Genomic DNA, 22,222 nt, shown 5'->3' with positions numbered 1-22,222 from the left:
TTTTTGAGAAAGATTTTCATTTTTATTTATTAATCATTCTTATGCATAAACACAATCGTTTCAATGTGATACGTATTAGGGAACATATCAAAACCTTGTACAAAGTCAATTTTGTAGTTATAAACTTCAGTAAATCTTTTCAAATCTCTAACCAAAGTCCTTGGATCACAGGACATATAAGCTATATTTTTCACACCTTTTTTAGCGATAAGATCAATTAATGCGTCATTAAGTCCGCTTCTTGGCGGGTCTAAAATAACAAAACTATCATCACTATTTAAATGTTTTTCTAATTCTTTAGATTTAAACACATCTTCAGCTTCATAAAAAGCTTTAGTAAAATTATTTTTAAGCGCATTTTTATTGGCTAAAAAGATTGATTGCTCTTCTATATCAACACCAAAAATGCTCATAGATTCTTCAGAAACAAGTTGACCAATTGTCCCTACTCCACAAAAAAGATCAACAATTACCTTTTGATTTAAAGATGAAATTTTTTCTTTAATTTTTGAAAACATTATAGATGCTATTTCATTGTTGATTTGAAAAAATGATTTGTCTAAAACTGAAAATTTCTTATTCAAAAGAGAGATAATAAATGACTTTTTAGTTCAAGTTAAAGCTTCTTTAGAAGTATCTAAATTAACAATTTTAAATTGAATTAAATTACGAATCTCCTTGGTTTTAGAAAGGAAGTGGTCGCTAAAATCAATTTGCCCTATAACTTTTAAACAAACAATTGTTTCGTTATTATTGTTTGTTTTAAGGATTATTTCTTTGAAATTATCTAAATGAGAATGATCAAATTCCAAGTTGATTAAGTTAACTATTTTTAATAAAACTTGGTTAATTGATTTCTGATTAAGAACTAAATTATCTGTATTAATCAAAATGTTAGATTTTGCTCTATATTCTCCATAACGAAGTTTATTTTGGTCTACAAAAAGTGGATAAGTTGCTTTATTGCGGTAGTTATAAATGTTTTTAGCCCCATAAAATGAGTGTAAAACGTTTGGATCTAAATTTAAATTTCTTAAAAATAAGGTTTGTAAGTAGTGTTGTTTAAGCTCAATTTGATATTCATATCTAAGGTTAATTAAAGGGTTGGAAGAGACGCAATTGTAAGATTTTTCATTTCTAATAGATTTATTTTGCTCAATAAATTCTTCTACAAGTGCAAAAGAAAATTTTGAGTTGCTTTTAATAATTTTAGCTTTTACAACTTCGTTTGTAAAAGCGTTATAAACAAATATTTTATGCCCGTTTTCTAGGGTAGCTTGACCTAGACCTTCATAAGTGATTTTTTCAATTTTAAGTGTTAAAACTTGATTATTTAAATTATTCATGAGTTATATATAAAATATCTACTTTTCCATATCTTTTACTTTTAAATACTCTTAAACCTTCAGGGATAATCACTTCTGACACTTTATTAGTTTCAACAATAATTTCGCCATCTTCATTAAGAATATTTCGCTTGGCAATTAACTTTAAAGAATCATTTAAAAGAGCATAGTTAGCATATGGAGCATCAATAAAAACAAAGTCAAAGGTTTCATTAGTATTTTGTAAGAATAAAAGTGAATCTTTTTTGATTGCATTAATATTATCAATTTTCAAACTCGAAATATTTTTCTTAATAATGTTAAAAGCTACATTGTTAAGTTCAAGCAAAGTTACACTTGAAGCTCCTCTTGATACTGCTTCAATTGCCATTGAACCACTTCCTGAAAAAAGATCTAGAAACGTTTTATCAACAATTTTAAACTGAATGCTTGAGAAAATTGATTCTTTTACCTTATCCATTGTAGGTCTAGAAGTTTCAAGTGGTGGTTGCTCAATTTTACGATTGCGATATTTTCCTGAAATAATTCTTAGCATAATAACTTCTCCTTATTTTTACTAAATATATGTTTATAAATTATAAATACTTTTTTATATTATAATAGTTAAATATGAGATTAAGACATGACAAAACTGCAGCTGATAAATTAGCTCAATCCAAATTTTTAATTAAAAATTTCCCACTTAAAGTTAATGAAAATGATATTTTAGAAATTGGTGCTGGAAAAGGTGAAATGATCACTCAATTAGCTCTAAATAACCCAAATATCACTTATTATGCGTTAGAAAAGTATCCAACAGTTGCCAATAAAATCCTTAAAAAAATTAATGAACTTAATTTAGAAAACCTTTTTATTATCACTGAAGATGCTACAAAAATTGATGAACTTTTTGACGGAACAATGAACCAAATTTGACTTACTTTTAGTGATCCATGACCTAAAAATGCACATGAAAAACGTCGTTTAACTTACAAAACTTTCTTAGAAAAATACAGAAAGATAATGAATCCAAATAGCGTTTTAAAATTCAAAACCGATAATGATAAGTTATTCAACTATTCTGTAGAATCTTTTAAAGAAAATAATTGAACAATAATTGACCTAACTACTGATTTGCATAAAAGTAAGTATAATGCAGATAATTATCAAACTGGTTATGAACAAAAATGATCAGCACTTGGGAAAAACATTAACTTTTTAATTGCTAAGCCAAATTAATCAAAAAGACAAGCTTATCTAGCTTGTCTTTTGTTTTAATCAAGTTCAATAGCACCTGTATAAACCTGAGTTTCCAAGTTGAGCCTATTTTTTAGGCTTATTTTTTATACATATATCAAAGATATATGACCTAAAGAAAAAAATGTTTTTTTACTTACATTACACACATAAAATGATATAATAAGAGCATGAGTTACAGTTTATGCAAGAAAAAACAAAATGGAAAATATTATTTAGTTTTAGCTATTTCTAAAGGTTTTAAAAAAGGTTATGGAAATCAGGTTGGTCTAGGATACTGAGAAGATATCAAAGAAAAGTATGGATTATCTTCAATTGAAGATATGAAAGAAATAGCAAAAAAAGTAGATACATCTTTAGATAAAGCTATTGCAAAAGAAGAATTTTTTAAATTATTAAAACCCACTTCTGTAAAAACAAGTATCCAAAATATTGGAGTTGATTTAATTTATAAAGTTATTAAAGAATTAGATTTATTTTCAGTATTGCCAAAAAGTAAACATAAATCGTTAGAAGAGGTTTTGGAATTTTTCATAGCAACTAGAATTATCCTTCCAAGAAGCTATATGTCACAATATAAAAATAAAAGCGATTTTATAAATGATATTAATGTTAAAAAATCATCAATATATAACTATCTTGATGTTATTTTTGAAAATAAGAACTCTGTTTTAGTCAATTTATTTCAAAAAATAAATGAATTTACAAATCGCAATAATAAAGTTATTCACTTCGATAACACAACAGTTTATTTTGAAAGCTTTACAAGAGAAGGGATGAGAAAAAACGGTTTTTCAAAAGACGGAAAACACAATGAAGATCAAGTAGTCATAGCAATGGCTGTAGACGAAAACGGAATACCAATACACTATAAAGTTTTCCCAGGTAACACGGCTGATGGTAAAACAATGTTATCCTTCGTTTTAGAACTTCAATCAATCTATAAAATAAAGGATATTACAATAGTTGCAGATCGTGGAATAAATAACAACGCAAACTTACGTTTCCTAGAACAAAAAGGAATTAAATATATATTCCAAAAAAGATTAGATACATTAAGTATTGGGATGAAAAAATTCATTCTTGAAGACAAACATTATGTTTTTAGAGATGAAATGTTTTGAAAAGAACAAATTGTTGAATCTGTTTGAAATAAAAATAGATTTAATGGTAAATACAGAAAATGATGTGTGTTTTTCAGTCCTGGGAAAAAGACTTTAGATAAATTAAAAAGAAATAATTTTATTGATAAATTGAATAAGAAAACTGTAAATGGAGAACTGCCACTTAGTTCTTTAGTTCCAGAATATAAAAAGAAATATATGGACATTGATGGCAAAACAGTGGGTAAATTAAATTGAGAGAAAATTAAGAAAAAAGAATCTGAAGATGGTTTTTACATTATTGAAACCAATATTCTAGATTTAACACCAGAAAAAGCTAATGAAATTTACAGAAAACAATGAAAAGTAGAAGAAAATTTCAGAACATTAAAATCTTCTTTACAAGTTAGACCTGTTTTTGTTCATAATGAACAGCATATACTTGCACATCTTTTATTATGTTTCATTGCTCTTGTTGTTTTAAAATACTGTCTTTATAAATTAAAGAAATATTATGAAATCAATGGAGAAATACAAAAAGTGACGTTAGATTTATTTGTGGATTCATTAAGAATGATGACTATAACAAAAAAAGAAGTAAATGGAAAAGTGGTACAAGAAATAATTAATGATTTGGATGAAAACCACAAAGAAAATATAAAAATTTATAAAGATTTCATCGCATGTATGAGTTAATTCTATGTGTGTAATTTTAAATGTAAAAAAACGAATACACCTTATTTATAGCTGTATTCGTTTTTTATAGTGTCTCAACTTGGAAACTCAGGTCTTTTGTTTTAATCAAGTTCAATAGCACCTGTATAAAGTTTGTAATACATACCTTTTTGAGCAAGAAGTTCTTTATGACTTCCTTGCTCAGCAATTTCACCTTTATCTAAAACCACAATTTTATCGACGTTTTTGATTGTGCTAAGACGGTGAGCGATAATAAATGAAGTTCTGTTATTCATTAAATTATACATAGCTTCTTGAACGTGTTTTTCAGTTTCAGTATCAATTGTACTTGTAGCTTCGTCAAGGACTAAAATCATTGGTTGAAGCATACTTGTTCTAGCAATTGAAAGCAGTTGTTTTTGACCTTGAGAAATGTTTTCACCAGCATTTTCGAGCTCAGTTTCAAATCCATTTTCCATTAAACCAATAAAACGATCTGCATTCGCAACGCTAGCTGCGTATTCAACATCTTCTTTCAGAGCATTTTCAACTCCATAAGAGATGTTTTCTTTAACACTTTTACTGAAAAGAGAAGTATCTTGAAGTACAAAACCAAGTGATTTTCTTAATGAAGATTTTTTAATTTCTTCAAGATTGATTCCGTCAAGTAAAATTTCACCTTGATTTACATCATAGAAACGGTTAATTAAGTTGGTAATTGTAGTTTTTCCAGCTCCAGTTGCTCCAACAAAAGCAATTTTTTGACCAGGCATTACTTCTAAATTAATATCTTTAAGAATCATTTTTTGGTCTGTATATCCAAAGTAAACATTTTTAAATACTACCTGTCCTTTAGCTTCTTTAAATGTTACTTTGCCATCTACAGGCATTTTGTAGTAGAAATTAGATTTTTCAAGGTTTAACGCAGATAAAACCTCTTTTTCAGCTTCATTTAAATCTCTTTCACGAACTATTTCAATAGTCCCAAGATCTTGTTCTTCTTTTTCTTCAAAAACAGCAAATACTCTTTGAGCTCCAGCAATAGCTACTGAAATTGTGTTGAACTGTTGACTAATTGTTGCAATTGGGTTTGAGAAACTTCTTGTATATTGAAGGAACGAAACTAATACCCCGATGTTTAAACCTATATTTAAGGATCCAACATGTCCGTTATTAGCTAAAATAACTCCACCAATAAGAGCAACTATTGCATAATTAATATTCCCCATATTCATAAAAAGCGGGAATAAAATGTTCATTATAGCTTTAGATTTAAAGTCGCTTTTGTAAAATTCATCATTTTTTACTGTTAAATCAGATACTGATTTTTGTTCATGGTTAAAGACTTTAATAACTTTAACCCCATTAATCATTTCACTTATAAATCCATTTAATTTACCTAAACTCTTTTGTCTTTGCACAAAGTATTTTCCTGAATAAATAGCAAATTTACTTGAGAAAAACATAAGTACAAACACAAGTAAAAGCACTATAAGTGTCATAAATCAGCTGTAGTAAAACATTAAGAATAATAAAATGAAAATTGTTGCAATTGAGTTAATAATTTGCGGGAAACTTTGAGAAATCATTTCTCTTAATGTATCAATATCATTTGTATAAATTGAAATTAAGTTTCCATTTAGATTAGTGTCAAAGTATTTAATTGGTAGCTTTTGCATTTTTGAATATAAACTGACTCTTAATTTTTGAATTGTGGAATGAGCAAGTGAAATTGACAATCTTGAAGCAACAAATTGGCAAGTTACACCAATTAAATACATCAGTCCTAAAAGCATAATCGCTATTGTAAATCCATATCAATCGAATTTTTTAGCACCACTAATGAAATATGGGACTAAAAATTTATTAAAAAGAACGATACCTAAAAATGATTGACTAAGTGAAAATGTAGCAGCTGTTACAATCATCCCAAATACAATTAATGAAAAGTAAACTTTATTAGTTTCTCACATGAATTTCATTAATTTTTTGAAGGTTTGTGAATCGAATTTAGATTTTTTTCTATTCATTTACACCTCCTGCTAATTGGTCTTTTCAAAGGTTTGCGTAAAATTCATTATTTTTTAATAAATTTTCATGTGTATCATATCCAGATACTTTTCCATCATCAAGAACAATAATGCGATCTGCATTTTCAATTGATGTAATTCTTTGAGCAATGATTAATTTAGTTACATCTTTAAGATTATTAGAAAATTCTTCCCTAATTTTACGATCTGTATTATTATCAACAGCACTTGTTGAGTCATCAAGTACAATAATTTTTGACTTTTTAAGAAGTGCTCTTGCGATACATAAACGTTGTTTTTGCCCACCTGAAAAATTGTTTCCACCCTCTTCAACTTTTGAGTCTAAACCATTTTCTTTTTCGAATACAAATTCATATGCTGAAGCTTGTTTTAAAGCCTCAATAATTTCACTATCAGTTGCATTTTCGTTTCCTCAAAGCATGTTTTCACGAATAGTTCCGCTAAAGAGTGTATTTTTTTGAAGTACCATTGAAACTGCATCTCTTAATGTTGCTACATCATAATCTTTAACGTTGTGGCCATCAATTAAAACCTTTCCGCTGGTAACATCATATAAACGAGGTAAAAGTGAAACTAATGAACTTTTTGAACTACCTGTTTCACCAATAATTCCAATTGTTTCACCTGCATTAATTTTTAAATTAATATTGCTTAAGTTTTCTAATTGAGCATGTGTGTTATATTTTAAATAAACATCAACAAATTCAATTGAACCCTTTTTAACTTCTGTAATTGGGTTTTCTGGGTTTTGAATGTAACTTTTTTCACCTAAAATTTCTTTAATTCTACCAACACTAGCTTTAGCAATTGTAATTGTTGCAACACTCATAGCAACAAGCACAAACGAAATAAGCACTTGGAACATATATCCAAAAAATGAAACTAAAACCCCTGGAGTAATGGTTCATTCATTAAATGGAGTAAGGACCATATGGTTTGTTGCAATTAAAATAAACGCAAAAACACATAAATAAATAGCTCCCGAGAAAATAGGTTGTGAAAGCGACATTAATTTTTCAGTATAAATTGAAATTCTTTTCACATCCTTGGTTTGCTTTTCAAATTCTTTAAATTCTTTTTCTTCTTTTGCAAATGCTTTAATTGTTCTCATTGCAATTAAATTCTCAGAGATTTTATTATTTAATTTATCATAAGAACTAAGCATTAATCCGTATCTTTTAAATACTAAAAACATAATTGTAAAGACAATAATTGCAAGTACAAATACAACTCCAATCAATACTGAAGCAAGCATTGCTGCATTTACAAAAGCCATTATGATTGCAAAAACAATCATAATTGGTGCTCTAACTAAAGTTCTAACAATCACCAAATATGCATTTTGCACGTTAATAATGTCATTAGTCATTCTAGTAATTAAGCTTCCACTTGAATATTTGTCTAAATTCTTAAATGAAAGTGAGACAATATTTTCGTAAATAGCTTTACGAATATTTTTACCAAGTCCAGCTGCAGCTTTAGAAGCACAGACACCACTTAGAATACCAAAAATAAGAGAAATAAATGAAAGACCTAAAATAATAAGTCCATATTTCACAATAGCATGCATATCGGTTATTGCCGTTCCGACTTTTAGTCCTTTATCCATTAATTCACTAATGAAAAATGGAATAAGAACTTGTGCTACAACTTCTAAAATAACAAAGAAACCTGATAAAAAAGAAACAAGTCTATACCCTGTTGTAAAAGGGTATAAATATACTTTTTTACTATTTTTTTGCATTTTTCCTTCCTTTTTTATTTTTTTATAATTTATAAATTATTTTATGCTTTTTATTTTTTAAAAAAGTATTTTCAATTTATTTTAACTTGTGCATATGTAATATATTCCACACTAAAAAACCGAAAACTTGAGTTTTCGGTTTTTATGCAATTATTTATATTTTTTAAGCAAAACAAAAAGATAAGCTCGCTTAATTCTACTGCGGGTATAACGCTTAGAAACGCAGGCTTCTACAAACTCTTCATAAGTTTCTAAATGAATGTTTTTCTTAAATAAATTTTCCATTCCCTCAGTGATCATCTTCATTTTTGCGAGCTTTTCTTTTTGAGTATTGATAACAATTTTTTGGAACTTTTTGTAAGTATCACTAATATTTTTAGAAGTCATTTTATACCTAGGTATAGGGGTAAAAGGAGAAATATCTTCACCGTTTACAAGCATTGAACGAATTTTTGAAGCTGAAGCAAATTGATTATTTGTCTCTTCGGAATGAAAATCAATCGTTCTTAAAATTGAAATTGGAGTAATATCCAAATTGTGATTAACGATGGTCTTGACATATTCAAGACCTAAAATGTCATTAGGCATTGTGATATTGCTTCCTGAAAGCTCGCTTAAAGCTAAATTAGTTGCTCTAGGAAAAGAATTACCTTTTTGTTTTAAATATTTTTTAATAAGAAGGTTGTATTGATCTGAGTTATTTTTAATTAAATTAGCAATTTTTAAAAATAAATCCACATCGTTGGTTTCAGATCCAAAAACTAAGTAATTGATACTTTTTTTAGCTAATTTTAAGACAGCTTCAGATGCAAAAATATGAGCAGCTTGAGCTGAAATATCAGTATGAAGCTTCACAAATTTATCTACACCATATTTTTTAGCATATTTTTTTCTTACTCTTCAAGGAGCTATGATTATTTCACCTCTTTGAGAGTATTTATAGCTCATTGCAACAGTTATTTTGCAATTTGGAAACATTTTTTTAATTTGTTCAATTTGATAAATGTGCCCATTATGAAAGGGATTATATTCTACAACTATACCTACATGTGGCCTTTTTTCTCTTAAAAACATATATTAAATAATACTAAATTTAGTATTATTAGAAAACAAAGAAAAGGGGAATAATGAAAAAGAAAAGAATGAAAAAAGCACCAATAATTTCTTCAGTTGCTTCAGTAGCAATTGCTGCTATTGCAATTGGTGGTTATTTTGTTTATGATAAATTTTTCAAAACAGAGCAAACCACCACAAATAAAAATATTTCATTGAATAAAGAAGGATTTAACATAACTCATTGAAACATCCTTAATTATGGTGGTAAAAATTCAAATAAAGGTTCATTAAAAGTAACAGGAATCACTGAAATTCTTGCTAATTTAGATTCTTCAATTATTGGCTTAACTGAAATTAATCACGGAGCAGGAGATAAAGTTGCAAACATTGTTGAAAGGTTAAACAAACTTCAAAGTAAGCATAATTACGCTTCAATTATTCAAAATGAAAATGATGCAGTTAATCCGGATTTTGAAAACTCAAGAGAGCAAATTGCTGTTCTTTATGACCAAAATGTTTTTAAACCTATTAATTTTAATGGTTTAACTCAAAATCAAATGTCATTTAAGCAACCTATAAAATTTGTTGGTGCGGATAAAAATACAACTTATACAAGATTTCCAATGATAAACTACTTTGAAAACAAAGTAAATGGTGCTAAAGTTGCTACTATTTTTGCGCACTTTGATTCACCAGATAGTAATTCTAAAAATGGTGAAAGTGATGTAAAACTGCCAGATAATTATCAAGGAGTAAATATTAGTAAATCAGGACAAGGAAGTCAAGAAGTATCAGAAGCTTTTGGACTTGCACAAGTATTTGAGTTTGTGAAAAAATATGTCGATCCTGAAACCACTATTATTTTTGGCGGGGATACAAATATTAAACCTAATAATAATGCTATTTTTCAACACTTTGAAGATATTAATAAATACCAAACTTACTACAATTCAGTTGATTTAGAAATTTATGAAACTAGTTTAGGATCAAGTAGTTCAAACCCTTATGCAAACCCATATGACAAGTTTCTTTTTATAGAAGGTAAAAAACTTGATGTAATCGATGCAAACGAAAATCCTTCACAACAGTACAAAGAACTTTTTAAATATGACATTGTTAATATGTTTAATAAATATTCGGAAAAATATGATCGCTTAAAATACCGTCAGTTATTTAAAAAAGAAAATTCTACTGCTTCTGACTCAGATTTTAATATAGTTAGAAAAATAAGCGATCATGCTCCTATAACTATGACTGTTGTGTATAAAAAATAAATTTTTGTTATTTTTTATATTTGATAAAATTAAAAAGCAATCTTTATTAACTAAAAAACTTAGTGTTTAAAAAATATTGAGTATAATAGAGAAAACAAATTTTCATGAAAATTTTTAAAGGAGGTGAAAATGGCTATTGTTCCTAAACGTAAGACTTCTAAACAACGTAAACACAAAAGAAATTCTCACAGTGCATTAACAATGCCTAACCTTGTAGCTTGCCCAAACTGTACAATGATGAAAGAACAACACGTTGTATGTAGAGAATGTGGATTCTATAAAGGACAAAAAGTTGCTGGTTTTGTTGCAAACCAAGACCGTATTGCTAAATAATAATATAAAATGCATTAATGTGAACAAAACGACGGTTTTGTTCATTTTTTGTACTTTTTTAAGCAAATTCTCCAATTTTTATATGTTAAAGATGGAGGCAGAAAATGATACTTTATAAAATTGGAGAAATTGTATATAAAAACTTTAACAACTTAATATTAGAAAATAAAGGTGAAGGACACATTGTTAATGTAGCAAATGAATCTCGCTATAATGTAGGACAAAAAATCAAATTATATTTATATGATTACAGAACTGATTATTTATGTAACACATATGGATTTAAAGATTTTAAGGAAAGACTTCTTTTTGTTGATTTAATCGCGATTGACAAAGTCGGTCCAAAAATAGCTATGGCAATTCTTGATAAAGGATGAGAATTAGTTGCTTCATGAATTGCTGAAGATAAATGAAGCGATCTTGCTACCATTAACTTCGTTTCAGAAAAAGTTGCAAAAAATATTTGCAATGAATTACAAAGAAAATGAGCAAAAATTACTTCTAATATTTCTAAAAAAACTAAGGAAGATTTAAATAACATCTCTGAAGTTTCAAAAACGCTTGAAACATTAGGATTTAAGAAAAAACAAATTGAATATGCTTTAGAAAACTTAAAAACAAAAACTAATATTGACCAAATGGTTGAAGATAGCATTAAAATAATAGCAACTAAGGGTCAAAATGAACTTGGATCTAAGGCCGCTTAATTTTAAAGAATTTATTGGTCAAGAAAAAATTAAAAAAACACTACAAGTAATGATTAAAAGCGCTAAGGTTCAAAATAAGCCAATTGATCATATTCTTTTTTATGGAATGCCTGGGATGGGAAAAACTACTCTTGCTACTATTATCGCTAATGAATCGGATAATAACATTCACTATGTGCAAGGGTCAAACATAGAGAAAAAGTCTGATTTAATCAGTATTTTATCAATACTTAAAGAAAATGATATTGTTTTTATTGATGAGATTCATAGTATCAATAAAGGAGTTGTTGAATTCCTATATTCAGCAATGGAGGATTTCGTTTTTGACTTAATTATAGGTGCAGAAGGCAATAGTAAAGCAATGAGAATGAAGCTTAAACCATTCACATTAATTGGTGCTACAACTAAATTAAATGAAATTGTACAGCCTTTTAAAGATCGCTTTGGTTATTTATGTAGACTTTCATCATATACACTTGAAAATATGATAGAGATTATTCAAAAATCTTCAAATGCACTCAAAATCGAAATTCAAGAAAACCTTATCCGCTTAATTGCTGAATATTCAAGATCTACACCTAGACTTGCTAATCATTTATTAAAAAGAATCAATGATTTTTCAATTTCACAAGAGCAAAAAGAAATTGACAAAAGAATTATCATGAAAACCTTTAAGAATTTGGATTTATATGAATTTGGACTCACAAAAGATCACATTGAATATATGAGCATTTTAAAAGATGGATTTGAAGAAAAATGTGTATCATTAGATACACTTTGCGGACTTTTACTGAACTCAAAAGAGAACATAATAAATGAAATTGAACCTATTTTGCTTTATTTAAAGCTAATTGAAAAAAATTCTAGAGGAAGAAGAATTACAAGCAAAGGTATTGACTATTTAATTAGACAAAAATTGCATAAATAACTCTTCTTTTGAGTAATATTTAATACTAATTAAAAGCTCAAAATATGGTAATATTTATTAATATGATAGAAAGAATAAAAAAATTCTTTGCACTTACAAATTGAAAAAGATGATTAATTAGTGCAATCACTATTATTTCTACTTTTTTAGCTATCACTTTTGGTAGTGTTTTTTTTGTTAGCAAAAATGTTAATAAGTCGATAGATTATGGTGGTGGTATTGAAGTTCGTGTTCAAATTAAAGATAGTAAAACCAATCAAAATGCTGATAAAACTTTAACTGAACAAGTTAATACTTCATTATTTAATCGTCTTACAGGTGGTACAGGTTTAAATGGTATATCTGTTTCAACTGAAGGTGATGGAAAAATTAGAATTACAAAAAGTGGTGAAATTTCAGATGCAGAAAGAAAAGAATTCGAATCTGAAATTGTTGAAAAACCACTTTTAACCATTACTGACATTAATATGAAACCTCTTTTTTACAATGGTAAATTCACCGAAGAGGGTTCATTAGAAAATGGTGAACCAATTAATTGAGTTCCTCCATTTCAACAAAATGGTGCTAAGTACACAAATCAAAATGGTAAAGAATCAGTTCAAATTACATTAAGCGATAATGATGCAGTGGCTGAATGAACAAGAGCCACCCAATACTTATCACAACAAGATAAGCAATTGACAGGTCAAAACTTAGTGTTAATGTGACTTGATATTGAGAAACTTATAAATATTGCTAAAACAGAGTTTCCAGTTGAATGAAACAATGCAAATCACAACTTATGAAACTTTATTCACGTTAATGAAAAACCATATGAAGAATATGAAATTGATGGGACAAAACAATATAGAGCTAATGCTATAAAAGAAAATGTTATTGCTGTTAATGAACTTTTCTTAATTAGTTCAGCTTCTGTAAATTCACCAATTAACTCAAAAGAAGTTATTATTAATGGTAATTTCACAGCTGCTCAAGCTCAAAAATTAGCTAATAAAATCAACTTTGGTTTAAGTAGTTATGATTTAGAGTTATTATCAAGTGTGTATGTAAATGCAAACTTAAATAACACAGCGTTTGATTATGCAATTATTGCTGGTATTGTTATTTTCTCTGTAATTTCTCTTTTTATGATTGTGAACTACGGTCTTTTAGGCGCGTTAAGCACAATCAGTATAGCTTTATACATTTTCTTAACACTTTTAATGTTTACAGTACTTAGAGGTGAATATTCACCAGCTACAATTGCCGCTTTAATTATCGGAATTGGAATTAGTGTTGATGCAAATGTCATAACATTTGAAAGACTTAAGAAAGAAGTTTATAGTGGTGATACGATAAATAAAGCCTTTAAAAATTCAAACAAAATGTCTATTTCATCAATTATGGATGCAAACATCACAACAATCATTGTTGGGTTTATCTTGTTCTTCTTAGGGACAAAAGATGTTAGAGGATTTAGTATAACTCTTATTTTATCTATCTTATTTACATTATTAGTTATGCTTGTCTTTACCCGTTTCCTAGCTACTATGCTTGTCGGAACCGGTGCATTCAATGATCGTTTATACCTTTTAGGAATTAGAAAAAGATATATTAAACACACTTCAAAATTAGGCATTTTAGTCAATAAAGCTGATTATCTTAAAAACGCTAAGTGATTCGCTCTTCTTTCATTAATATTTATTATTGCTGGTTCAATTGTCTTTACTATTTTTGCAGTCCAAGGACAAGAATTCAGTGCTGGAATTAACCGTTCAATCGAATTTAGTGGCGGAATTAACTTCTTAGTAAATGCTGATGTTGCTAAAGGTCAAGAATTTACACTTGATCAAGCAAATGAATTAAAAGCTTTACTTGTTAAAAATGCAAGCGATTTAAATTTACTAAACCCAGAAAAAGTTATTTCAATCCAAAGCGCTGATTCAAATTCATTAAATTATGTTTTATCAATTAAGACATCACAAGATCTTACAAATAGTGCCGATAAAATCAAAAACTTAATTAATGATTATAATTCTGATTTAATCGTAACTAACTACCTTGTATCTGCTGCTGAAGCTAATAAGTTAGTGCTTAACGCCTTTATCGCTACAGGAATTAGCTTTATCGGTATTGTTATTTACATTCTTGTGAGAATGAATTGAACTTACTCAATTGCTGCAATTATTGGTTTATTACACGACTTTTTAATGGTAATTGCTTTCGTTGTTATTACAAGATTACAAGTATCAACAATTATTGTTGCTGCTGTGCTGTCAATTCTTGGTTTAAGTATCAACGATACAGTTGTGACATTTGATAGAATTAGAGAAAAAATCCAAAACAAATATGCAAACAAAATTTTAGATAAAAAAGATATTAAAGACATAATTAATTCAAGTATTGCAGATACTTTAAAAAGAAGTTTATTTACATCAGGAACAACTCTTTTTGCAGTAGCTACCTTACTTGCATTTAAAAATGCAACTAACTTTACCTTTAACATCGTTATGCTTTTTGGTATTTTAATTGGGGTTTATTCATCAATTTTCATTTGCTCATGAGTATGAAGCAAATTAGAATTATTCAGACAAAGAAGAATTCAAAAGAGAATTCAAACTGGATACTGAAATATCAACAAACCTGAAGAACAAACATTTAAAGGAATTAATGATTTCAAATATTAAGCTAGTGCCAAGCTAGCTTTTTTCTTTGCTTTCATGGGAATTTTGTATAATTTAAATTACATTTTAAAAAAGGAGTAATATGGCGCGTTTTATAGATGAAATTAAGATCGTTTTACAAGCTGGAAAGGGTGGTGATGGAATGATGTCATTCCGTCGTGAAGCTCACGTTGATAAAGGTGGTCCTGACGGTGGAGATGGTGGTAACGGAGGTAATATTTACTTCGTTGGTGACCTTGGTAAAAATACCCTTTTAAGCTTTTACAAAAATAAACACATAGTAGCTGAAGATGGTGTAAAAGGTGGTCCAAAAAACTTATATGGGGCTAATGGAAAACACACATATGTTAAAGTACCAATTGGAACTTTAGTATACAAAGGTAAACAACTTGTTGCTGATGTTATCGAACCTGATAAGCCGTATTTATTAGCTAAAGGTGGAAAAGGTGGTAGAGGAAACACTAAATTCAAAACCGCTAAAAATACTGCGCCTAGAACTACCGAAAATGGAATGCCTGGTGAAAAATATGAAGCAGAAATTGTGCTTAAAATTCTTTCAGATGTTGGTCTTGTTGGTAAACCAAGTGCAGGTAAAAGTACCTTTTTAAATGCTATTTCTAATGCTAAAGCAAAAGTAGCTGAATATGAATTTACCACTTTAGTACCTCAACTCGGAATGGTCCAATGATATGAAAATTCATTTACAGTTGCTGACTTACCAGGTCTTATCAAAGGAGCTGCTTTAGGTAAAGGGCTTGGTATTCAATTCTTAAAACATATTGAACGTTGTCGTGTTATTGCTCATATTATTGATTTTGGTTCAGAAGACAAAAATCCAATTGAAGATTATGAAACAATTAACCAAGAACTACACAGCTATAATTTAAAACTGGAAAATAAAAAACAATTAATTGTTGCAAATAAATCAGATCTTCCTTCTTTTGAAGCTCACATGCAAGCATTCAAAGAAAAATACCCAGATCTTGTTGTAATCCCTATTTCAGCAATTAACAAAGAAAACCTTAACCTTGTGAAAAAAGGTTTATGAGAAATGATTCTTCACACAGATTATGATCCAATTGACAATAGTGAAAATGAAGTAAAAGAAATTACTTTCGAACCTGATTATGTGGTAAAAAATCCTTACAAAGGTTACTTCGAAGTTAGTGGTAAAAAAGTTGAAGAGCTTTATCACAAAATCCCAATTAACACATATGATAACCTTGTTCGTTTTAACAACATTTTAAAGAAAATTGGTGTATGAGAAGAACTTGTACGTCAAGGAGTAACTAAAGGTGATACCATTTCAATTTATGGATTCCAATTCGAGTGAGAAGATGAACAATAATTTTAGGCAAATAGTTTATTAGTTTACACTTAAATAATTCAAAATGACGAATAACCCTAATACATAGAGTAATTCGTCATTTTTTGTAATAATATTCCTATATATTAAAATGCTTGTAAATAGCTTTTTAGATAAGTGAAAAAATATAAAATTTAAAAATAAAAATATTAGGTGAAAGGAATAAATTATGATGAAACAAGCAGTAGTAAATTTTGTTAAAAAAGTTTCGCTTGCTGAATTATTTTATGATTTAATTTTTGTTTTAGCTATTTCACGGTTTGTGAATATTTTTGAACATGATGACCATAGTAAAATAGTTTTTCAAGATTTTTTAAAGTTTGGCTTAGTGCTTATCAGTTTAATCAACGTTTGGGTTACTAAAACCATTTTTATCAATCGGTATGGCAGGGATACCTTTGTTGAAAAACTATTTATGCTAATCGATATGGCTATTATTATGTATATTTCTTATTCAATTAATAATAATTGAGAAGAAAGTTTTACCAGGTTTAATTTAGCATTTAGTTTTATAGTCTTTAGTTTTGTAGCGCAGTTTATTTACTTTTTATTTGCAAACAAAGAAGCTTGCGAATATCGTAAAGCATTTTATATTCACATTTCATTTTTCTCTGTAATTGGGATTGCAATAGCTTCAATTTCACAACTAAGCTACTCAGTAGGTATTTATCCTGCAATTGTGATTTTGATTATTACTTGACTTGTTCCTCACTTCATTCGTTTTATTGTAAAGGAAAAACCAATTAATTTACCACATGCAATTGAAAGATTAAATCTGCTTACAATCATTTTCTTTGGTGAAATGCTTATTGTTTTATCTCACTATTTTGAACACCTAGATTGAAAAGGGATTTTGGCTATTTTATTTTGTGGTTCTTTATTTTTATATTACACATTGTTTTTTGACAATATGATTGATCATCACAAAGGCAATAAAAGAGTTTATTGGTTATTCTTTATTCACTATTTAATATTTATAGCTCTTAGTCTTTTAAGTTTAGATTTTGAATTTAGCATTCATAATCAACTTTCATTAACTTTAATTTGAGTTATTTGTTATATAGCTTTAATTATTTATGTGCTTTGCTTATTTGTCATTCTTTATCTTTTTGGAAAGCCGCAATATCGTTTTAATTTAATTTACATCGGAAGCACACTTTGAATTCTTGGTTTTATTTTCGGAATAGGATTTATCAATATTGGCTACCTATTTTACCATTTCTGTTTAACTAGTTCTTTGGCTGTAATAATGGTAATTCAACTTTATGCTTTCATTTATTCCAAAAAAGATACTCAAAAACAAATTAATCAAGAGCATTAATAAAATAAACAAATTACGATATACAAAAACACCGTTTCCCCAATAATTAGGAAGCGGTGTTTTGTAATACTAAGATTACTTTCGTTTTATGAATGTTTTGAATATCAATTACTTTATAACTTATTTCGAAATTTCAGCAACTACCTCATCTAAAATTTTTTCACTATAAGCAATTGAACCCATTTTTTTAATCTCTGGATCTACATCTGTATTTTCAATTATTGTGCAAGCAAAATTTTGGAATCCCAATAAAATCATCACATTTCTAAAGTAATAAAGTGGACTAGTTAGATCACGCGGATCATTTTCTCCACCTGATTCAATGATTAAATGCACTTTCTTTTGCGAAAAATCATATTCTGGCTTTTGGTCTTTTTTGTATGTAAAAGTTTTCCCTGGAATAGCAACGGAATCTAGAAAGTTCCTTAAAATTGGGCTTAAACTACAATTTATAATGGCTGAAGATATAATTATTTGATCATGATTGTTAATTTGATTTAAAAAGTTTTGAACATCTGGATCATTATAATAAGAATCTAAGTTGTTTTCGTGTAACACACTTTTATAGTGCTCAATTTCATTTAAATCTACTTTTGAAACCTGAAAATCACTATGTCTTTCAAAGTGATTTGCTAAGCGATTTAATAAAGCTTTTGAAAAAGATCTTTTTTCATCTTTGAAAAAAGAACCATCAATAAATAATAATTTTTTACTCATTATTAAAAGTTTTTAACTAATTCTTGTAATTCTGCTTCTCTTGATTTTAAGTATTCTGCAGGTGTCATTTTTGAAATTGGCTCAACTTTTGTGCCTGCTATTTCGATTGTTTCAACTTTATTCGCTCCAAGGAAATTTCAAGTTCCTTTTAATCATTCGATATGACTACCTCAAGTATATCAATCTCTTGGCGCTCCTTGTGAAGCGATGATAAGTACTTTTAAGTTATTTAAAAAACCAATTGCTTCACCTTTTTTAGAATATTTATAACTAAAAGTTTTATTTGCAACAGCGATTGAATCAATAAAGTTTTTCACAACTACAGTTGGCCCAAAGTTTGTCATTGAACAAGAAATTACTACTTTATCTGCGCTTTTTAATAAATCGATTCACTTATCAGATTCGACTTCTTGTCAATAAGTAGCCATATTATTTTTGTTTAAAAATACTTTTGAGTGTGTTTCGTTCAAATCAAAACGTAATACTTCATCATTAGAATTATTTTTTACATATTCGTCATAAACAAAGTTTGTTACGTTTTTAGAAAATGAATTTTCGTTATTAATTAAGTTTCCATCAAAAAATAAAATTTTTGCCATTTTTTAGCTCCTTTTTTAATCTTTTTGCAATATTTATATTACATTTTACACAAATAAAGTCAAAAATATTTAAATTAATTGAAATAAAAAAGTTTAAAATTAATAATATATATAAGTTTTATATATTCAATATATTTAAGGAGTCAAAATGGCTAAATTTAAACGTGTTTTTATGATTGTTACAGATGGTTTAGGAATTGGACCTGATCGCGATCAAAAAGCATTTGGTGATGCTGGTGCTAATACAATTAGATCTGCTTCATTTGCAGATGAATTCAAAATTGATACTTGAAAAAAATTAGGTATTGGTAACATCACAAATTTAAATGGTAATTATCATACAAAAAATCAATTAGCTTACATGGCTAAAGTTCAAGAGGTGTCAAACGCTAAAGACACACTTGCAGGACACTGAGAAATGATGGGGATTAAAACCCTTGTTCCTTTTCCTACTTTCTTTGAAGATGGGTTCCCAAAAGAATTAATTGCTGAATTAGAAAAAGCATTTGATGGACGGAAAATTGTAGGTAATAAAGCAGCTTCTGGTACAGATATTATTAATGAACTTGCTCATGAAGAAAAAAACAATGGTTCAATTATTGTTTATACTTCAATGGACTCTGTTTTACAAATTTGTGCTCATGAGGAATGAACAGGTTTAGATAATTTATATAAATATGCTAAAGCGGCAAGAGAAATTTGTTCAAGTAGACCCGAATGAAACGTAGGTAGAATTATTGCTCGTCCATACATAGGTGAAGAAGGAAATTATACTAGAACATTCAACCGTCATGATTATGCAAATAAACCAAAAGAAATGATTTTAAATGAACTTCAAAAACAAGGTGTTGAAGTTATTTCGGTAGGTAAAATCAATGATATTTTCGTAGGACAAGGGATTTCAAGACACATTCCAAGTGGTAGTGATGCTAAAGGAATGGATATCACAATCGAACTTGCTCAAGAAGATACAGAAAACAAATTTATCTTTACAAACTTAGTGCAATTTGATTCGCACTATGGACACAGAAGAAATGTACATGGTTTTGCTCAAAACATTGCTGATTTAGACATCAAATTAGCTAAATTAATTAATGTATTAAGAGAAGATGATTTATTAATTATGACAAGTGACCACGGAAATGATCCTGCTTATCCTGGATTTAACCATACACGTGAATTCTTACCAGCTACAATTTATTCTAAATCATTTAAAAAACCTAAAACACTTGAAAACTTCAATGGTTTAGGAACTCTTGGTAATATTGTTGCTAGAAACTTTGGTGCAGAAATTGTAACTGAAACTGGTGATGATATTTTCGATAAATTAGTTTAGTTTTCATTCTCTCTAAGTTAAAAAACTTAGAGAGTTTTCTTTTATATTGTTATAATTAATATATGAATGAAATTAACTTAAAAAGAAAAGAATCACAAGCTCATCAAATTGTAGCTGATATTTTAGCAAATGGAATCAAAAACGCAAACGTTGTGGATCCTATTGTAATGGATGTAGTTCTTTCATCAGATCTTTCACACCTTAAAGTTTTTGTTAACCTTTCTGGTAATCAAAACAAAGGAATCGAAGCATTAAATAACGCAGCTGGTTATGTAAGAAGCATTCTTGCCAAAAGATTAGATTGGAGAAAAGTGCCTCAAATTGTCTTCAAAATTGATGATGTTAGTGCTAATGGATTTAAAATTGATGAAATTTTAAGAAAAATTAACTCAGAAAACTAATGCCTTATTAAAGGTATTTTTTATATCATTTTTATTTGAGAAAATAAAAAAAAAAAAAAAGAACCATTAGGTTCTTTTTCGGTCATAAAAATGAAATGGAGCGAGTAAAGGGAATCGAACCCTCATAGTCAGCTTGGAAGGCTGAAGTTCTGCCATTAAACTATACTCGCATTTATTTGCTTAATTATTATAGCATATTATTTTAAAATCTCAAAACATTTTTTTGAAAATTTTAATTTTTTATATATCTTGCTTAACAAGCTATATTATTATAGCACAAAGGTAGAGAATAGCAATAAAAAATATTACATTTAAAATTGATTTTTACAATAATTAATCCGTGAAATATGCCAGAATTGACATAATAAATAAAATTTAAAAAATAAAAGTTATAAAAAATCTGATTTTTATAATATTTTCATAATTTTGTGGGGAAAATAGCAAGAAAATTTATACTTTTGAAGCCTATAACCAGTAAATGGGGTTAAAATTTTCTAAAAATTGCATAAATAAAATTATTTTCTAACTTTTTTGTGTGGAAATTTTCAATAATTCAATTTAAAATGTTCTATAATGTCTTTTTTACAGTTATAATTATAAAAAAATAAAAAAGGAAATAAGTTTATGATCAAATTATTAAAACGTAAAAGTACAGAATATGAGCGTAAACTCACGAAAAGGCTTAGATTTTTAGAAGAACACAAAGATTGATCAAATGTGAAAATTGCTAAAAAGCTAGGTGTATCACCTGAGTCTGTACGCAAATGAAGAATTAAAATTGAAAAAGGGGAAGAGATTTTAGTTCTTCATAAAAATAGAAAGAATGCAAATGCTTCTAAATATTCATCAGAAGAATTAAATCAAATATTTATGGAGTATCAAAACTTTTGCAACACACAAAATAATTTTAAATGTGTGCCATTAAAACAATATTATCGTGATTATCTTCAAGATAAAATTGACATTAGTTATGTTCAACTTTTCAGAAGATTTAAAGCACTAGGGCTATCTAGTTTTTGCAATAGCAAAAAACAAAAATAGGGATAAGAAAAAAATCGGAAGCGTCCGATTTTTTTGTATAAAAAACATAGCAAACGCTATGTAAATTTATTATTTTTTCTCTTTGTGAAGTTGGTGAGCATTACATTTTGAACAATATTTTTTAGTTTCTAATTTTTCTGGGTGATTTTTTTTGTTCTTTTTAGAAATGTAATTTTCCATTTTGCATTCTGTACATGCTAATGTGAATCCTTCTCTAGCCATAATTGCTCCTTTATGTATTTTATAACGTTATAAATTGTATGTATATTATACTATAAAACTACTTTTTGTATAAACACTATTTTTTAAGTAATAATTTATTAAA

At 27.9% G+C, this 22,222-nt stretch carries 20 protein-coding genes and 1 tRNA gene; 12 read left to right on the top strand and 9 right to left on the bottom strand.

The window, feature by feature from the left end; all coding sequences use genetic code 4:
* Window positions 1-29: 29 nt before the first annotated feature.
* Together EXC51_RS03060 and rsmD are read right to left on the bottom strand one after the other, a co-directional pair.
* Window positions 30-1,346: a class I SAM-dependent RNA methyltransferase gene (locus EXC51_RS03060; protein ID WP_129620458.1), complete on the bottom strand. Its 1,317-nt coding sequence runs from the start codon at window positions 1,344-1,346 to the stop codon at window positions 30-32.
* Complete coding sequence (gene rsmD, locus EXC51_RS03055; protein ID WP_129620457.1) at window positions 1,339-1,881, bottom strand: 16S rRNA (guanine(966)-N(2))-methyltransferase RsmD; 543 nt, start codon at window positions 1,879-1,881, stop codon at window positions 1,339-1,341. The genes EXC51_RS03060 and rsmD overlap by 8 nt, the downstream gene beginning before the upstream one ends.
* A 74-nt stretch (window positions 1,882-1,955) precedes the next feature.
* Between rsmD and trmB the strand changes: the two genes are divergently transcribed.
* Together trmB and EXC51_RS03045 are read left to right on the top strand one after the other, a co-directional pair.
* Window positions 1,956-2,564, top strand: coding sequence for a tRNA (guanosine(46)-N7)-methyltransferase TrmB (gene trmB, locus EXC51_RS03050; RefSeq protein WP_129620456.1), 609 nt, complete (start codon window positions 1,956-1,958; stop codon window positions 2,562-2,564).
* Window positions 2,565-2,752: 188 nt separating this feature from the next.
* Window positions 2,753-4,381, top strand: a complete 1,629-nt coding sequence (locus EXC51_RS03045) for an IS1634 family transposase (protein WP_129619975.1) — start codon at window positions 2,753-2,755, stop codon at window positions 4,379-4,381.
* A gap of 101 nt (window positions 4,382-4,482) precedes the next feature.
* Here EXC51_RS03045 and EXC51_RS03040 read toward each other — a convergent pair whose 3' ends face one another.
* From EXC51_RS03040 to EXC51_RS03030, 3 genes are all read right to left on the bottom strand, one after another.
* Window positions 4,483-6,390 carry an ABC transporter ATP-binding protein gene (locus EXC51_RS03040; RefSeq protein WP_129620455.1) on the bottom strand — a complete coding sequence of 636 codons (1,908 nt, stop codon included), beginning with the start codon at window positions 6,388-6,390 and terminating at the stop codon, window positions 4,483-4,485.
* The gene (locus EXC51_RS03035; protein WP_129620454.1) at window positions 6,383-8,155 is read right to left on the bottom strand and encodes an ABC transporter ATP-binding protein; all 1,773 of its coding nucleotides are present in this window, start codon (window positions 8,153-8,155) and stop codon (window positions 6,383-6,385) included. Before EXC51_RS03035 ends, EXC51_RS03040 begins: the two co-directional genes overlap by 8 nt.
* Window positions 8,156-8,305: 150 nt before the next feature.
* Window positions 8,306-9,229, bottom strand: coding sequence for a nucleotidyltransferase (locus EXC51_RS03030; RefSeq protein WP_129620453.1), 924 nt, complete (start codon window positions 9,227-9,229; stop codon window positions 8,306-8,308).
* A 53-nt stretch (window positions 9,230-9,282) separates the two neighbouring features.
* On the opposite strand from EXC51_RS03030, the gene EXC51_RS03025 reads away from it, so the two are divergent.
* The 7 genes from EXC51_RS03025 to EXC51_RS02995 all read left to right on the top strand — a co-directional run bounded on the left by EXC51_RS03025 (window position 9,283) and on the right by EXC51_RS02995 (window position 17,803).
* A complete protein-coding gene (locus tag EXC51_RS03025; RefSeq protein WP_129620452.1) occupies window positions 9,283-10,485 on the top strand; it encodes an MnuA family membrane nuclease in 1,203 nt (400 codons plus the stop codon).
* A gap of 129 nt (window positions 10,486-10,614) precedes the next feature.
* Window positions 10,615-10,818 (top strand): 50S ribosomal protein L32, encoded by a 204-nt coding sequence (gene rpmF, locus EXC51_RS03020; RefSeq protein ID WP_129620451.1) that lies wholly within the window; start codon window positions 10,615-10,617, stop codon window positions 10,816-10,818.
* 104 nt (window positions 10,819-10,922) lie between these two features.
* Complete coding sequence (gene ruvA / locus EXC51_RS03015) at window positions 10,923-11,525, top strand: Holliday junction branch migration protein RuvA (RefSeq protein WP_129620450.1); 603 nt, start codon at window positions 10,923-10,925, stop codon at window positions 11,523-11,525.
* Complete coding sequence (ruvB, locus tag EXC51_RS03010; protein WP_129620449.1) at window positions 11,500-12,453, top strand: Holliday junction branch migration DNA helicase RuvB; 954 nt, start codon at window positions 11,500-11,502, stop codon at window positions 12,451-12,453. The genes ruvA and ruvB overlap by 26 nt, the downstream gene beginning before the upstream one ends.
* Before the next feature lie 62 nt (window positions 12,454-12,515).
* Window positions 12,516-15,119 carry a protein translocase subunit SecDF gene (secDF, locus tag EXC51_RS03005; protein ID WP_129620448.1) on the top strand — a complete coding sequence of 868 codons (2,604 nt, stop codon included), beginning with the start codon at window positions 12,516-12,518 and terminating at the stop codon, window positions 15,117-15,119.
* 79 nt (window positions 15,120-15,198) lie between these two features.
* The gene (obgE, locus tag EXC51_RS03000) at window positions 15,199-16,464 is read left to right on the top strand and encodes a GTPase ObgE (protein WP_129620447.1); all 1,266 of its coding nucleotides are present in this window, start codon (window positions 15,199-15,201) and stop codon (window positions 16,462-16,464) included.
* Window positions 16,465-16,651: 187 nt separating this feature from the next.
* Entirely contained in the window at window positions 16,652-17,803 is a 1,152-nt protein-coding gene (locus EXC51_RS02995) for a low temperature requirement protein A (RefSeq protein ID WP_129620446.1), read from the top strand.
* Window positions 17,804-17,923: 120 nt separating this feature from the next.
* Here EXC51_RS02995 and EXC51_RS02990 read toward each other — a convergent pair whose 3' ends face one another.
* Window positions 17,924-18,520 (bottom strand): NAD(P)H-dependent oxidoreductase, encoded by a 597-nt coding sequence (locus tag EXC51_RS02990; RefSeq protein ID WP_129620445.1) that lies wholly within the window; start codon window positions 18,518-18,520, stop codon window positions 17,924-17,926.
* Window positions 18,521-18,522: 2 nt separating this feature from the next.
* Window positions 18,523-19,119: an FMN-dependent NADH-azoreductase gene (locus EXC51_RS02985; RefSeq protein WP_129620444.1), complete on the bottom strand. Its 597-nt coding sequence runs from the start codon at window positions 19,117-19,119 to the stop codon at window positions 18,523-18,525.
* Window positions 19,120-19,267: 148 nt separating this feature from the next.
* On the opposite strand from EXC51_RS02985, the gene EXC51_RS02980 reads away from it, so the two are divergent.
* Both EXC51_RS02980 and rbfA read left to right on the top strand, forming a co-directional pair.
* On the top strand, window positions 19,268-20,455 hold the full coding sequence (locus EXC51_RS02980; protein WP_129620443.1) for a phosphopentomutase: 1,188 nt from the start codon (window positions 19,268-19,270) through the stop codon (window positions 20,453-20,455).
* A 62-nt stretch (window positions 20,456-20,517) separates the two neighbouring features.
* Window positions 20,518-20,856 (top strand): 30S ribosome-binding factor RbfA, encoded by a 339-nt coding sequence (rbfA, locus tag EXC51_RS02975; protein WP_129620442.1) that lies wholly within the window; start codon window positions 20,518-20,520, stop codon window positions 20,854-20,856.
* A gap of 96 nt (window positions 20,857-20,952) precedes the next feature.
* Here rbfA and EXC51_RS02970 read toward each other — a convergent pair.
* Window positions 20,953-21,026: transfer RNA gene (locus tag EXC51_RS02970), tRNA-Gly, on the bottom strand.
* A 454-nt stretch (window positions 21,027-21,480) separates the two neighbouring features.
* On the opposite strand from EXC51_RS02970, the gene EXC51_RS02965 reads away from it, so the two are divergent.
* The gene (locus EXC51_RS02965; RefSeq protein ID WP_129620441.1) at window positions 21,481-21,897 is read left to right on the top strand and encodes a COG3415 family protein; all 417 of its coding nucleotides are present in this window, start codon (window positions 21,481-21,483) and stop codon (window positions 21,895-21,897) included.
* Between the two features lie 69 nt (window positions 21,898-21,966).
* On the opposite strand, the gene rpmG is transcribed toward EXC51_RS02965, so the two are convergent.
* Window positions 21,967-22,119, bottom strand: coding sequence for a 50S ribosomal protein L33 (gene rpmG, locus EXC51_RS02960; protein ID WP_129620440.1), 153 nt, complete (start codon window positions 22,117-22,119; stop codon window positions 21,967-21,969).
* Window positions 22,120-22,222: the final 103 nt, after the last annotated feature.

Source organism: Mycoplasmopsis gallinacea (genome assembly GCF_900660495.1).
GTDB classification, from domain to species: domain Bacteria; phylum Bacillota_I; class Bacilli_A; order Mycoplasmatales; family Metamycoplasmataceae; genus Mycoplasmopsis; species Mycoplasmopsis gallinacea.
The sequence above is the reverse complement of the archived record's forward strand: the minus strand, read 5'-3'. Positions and strand labels throughout refer to the sequence as shown.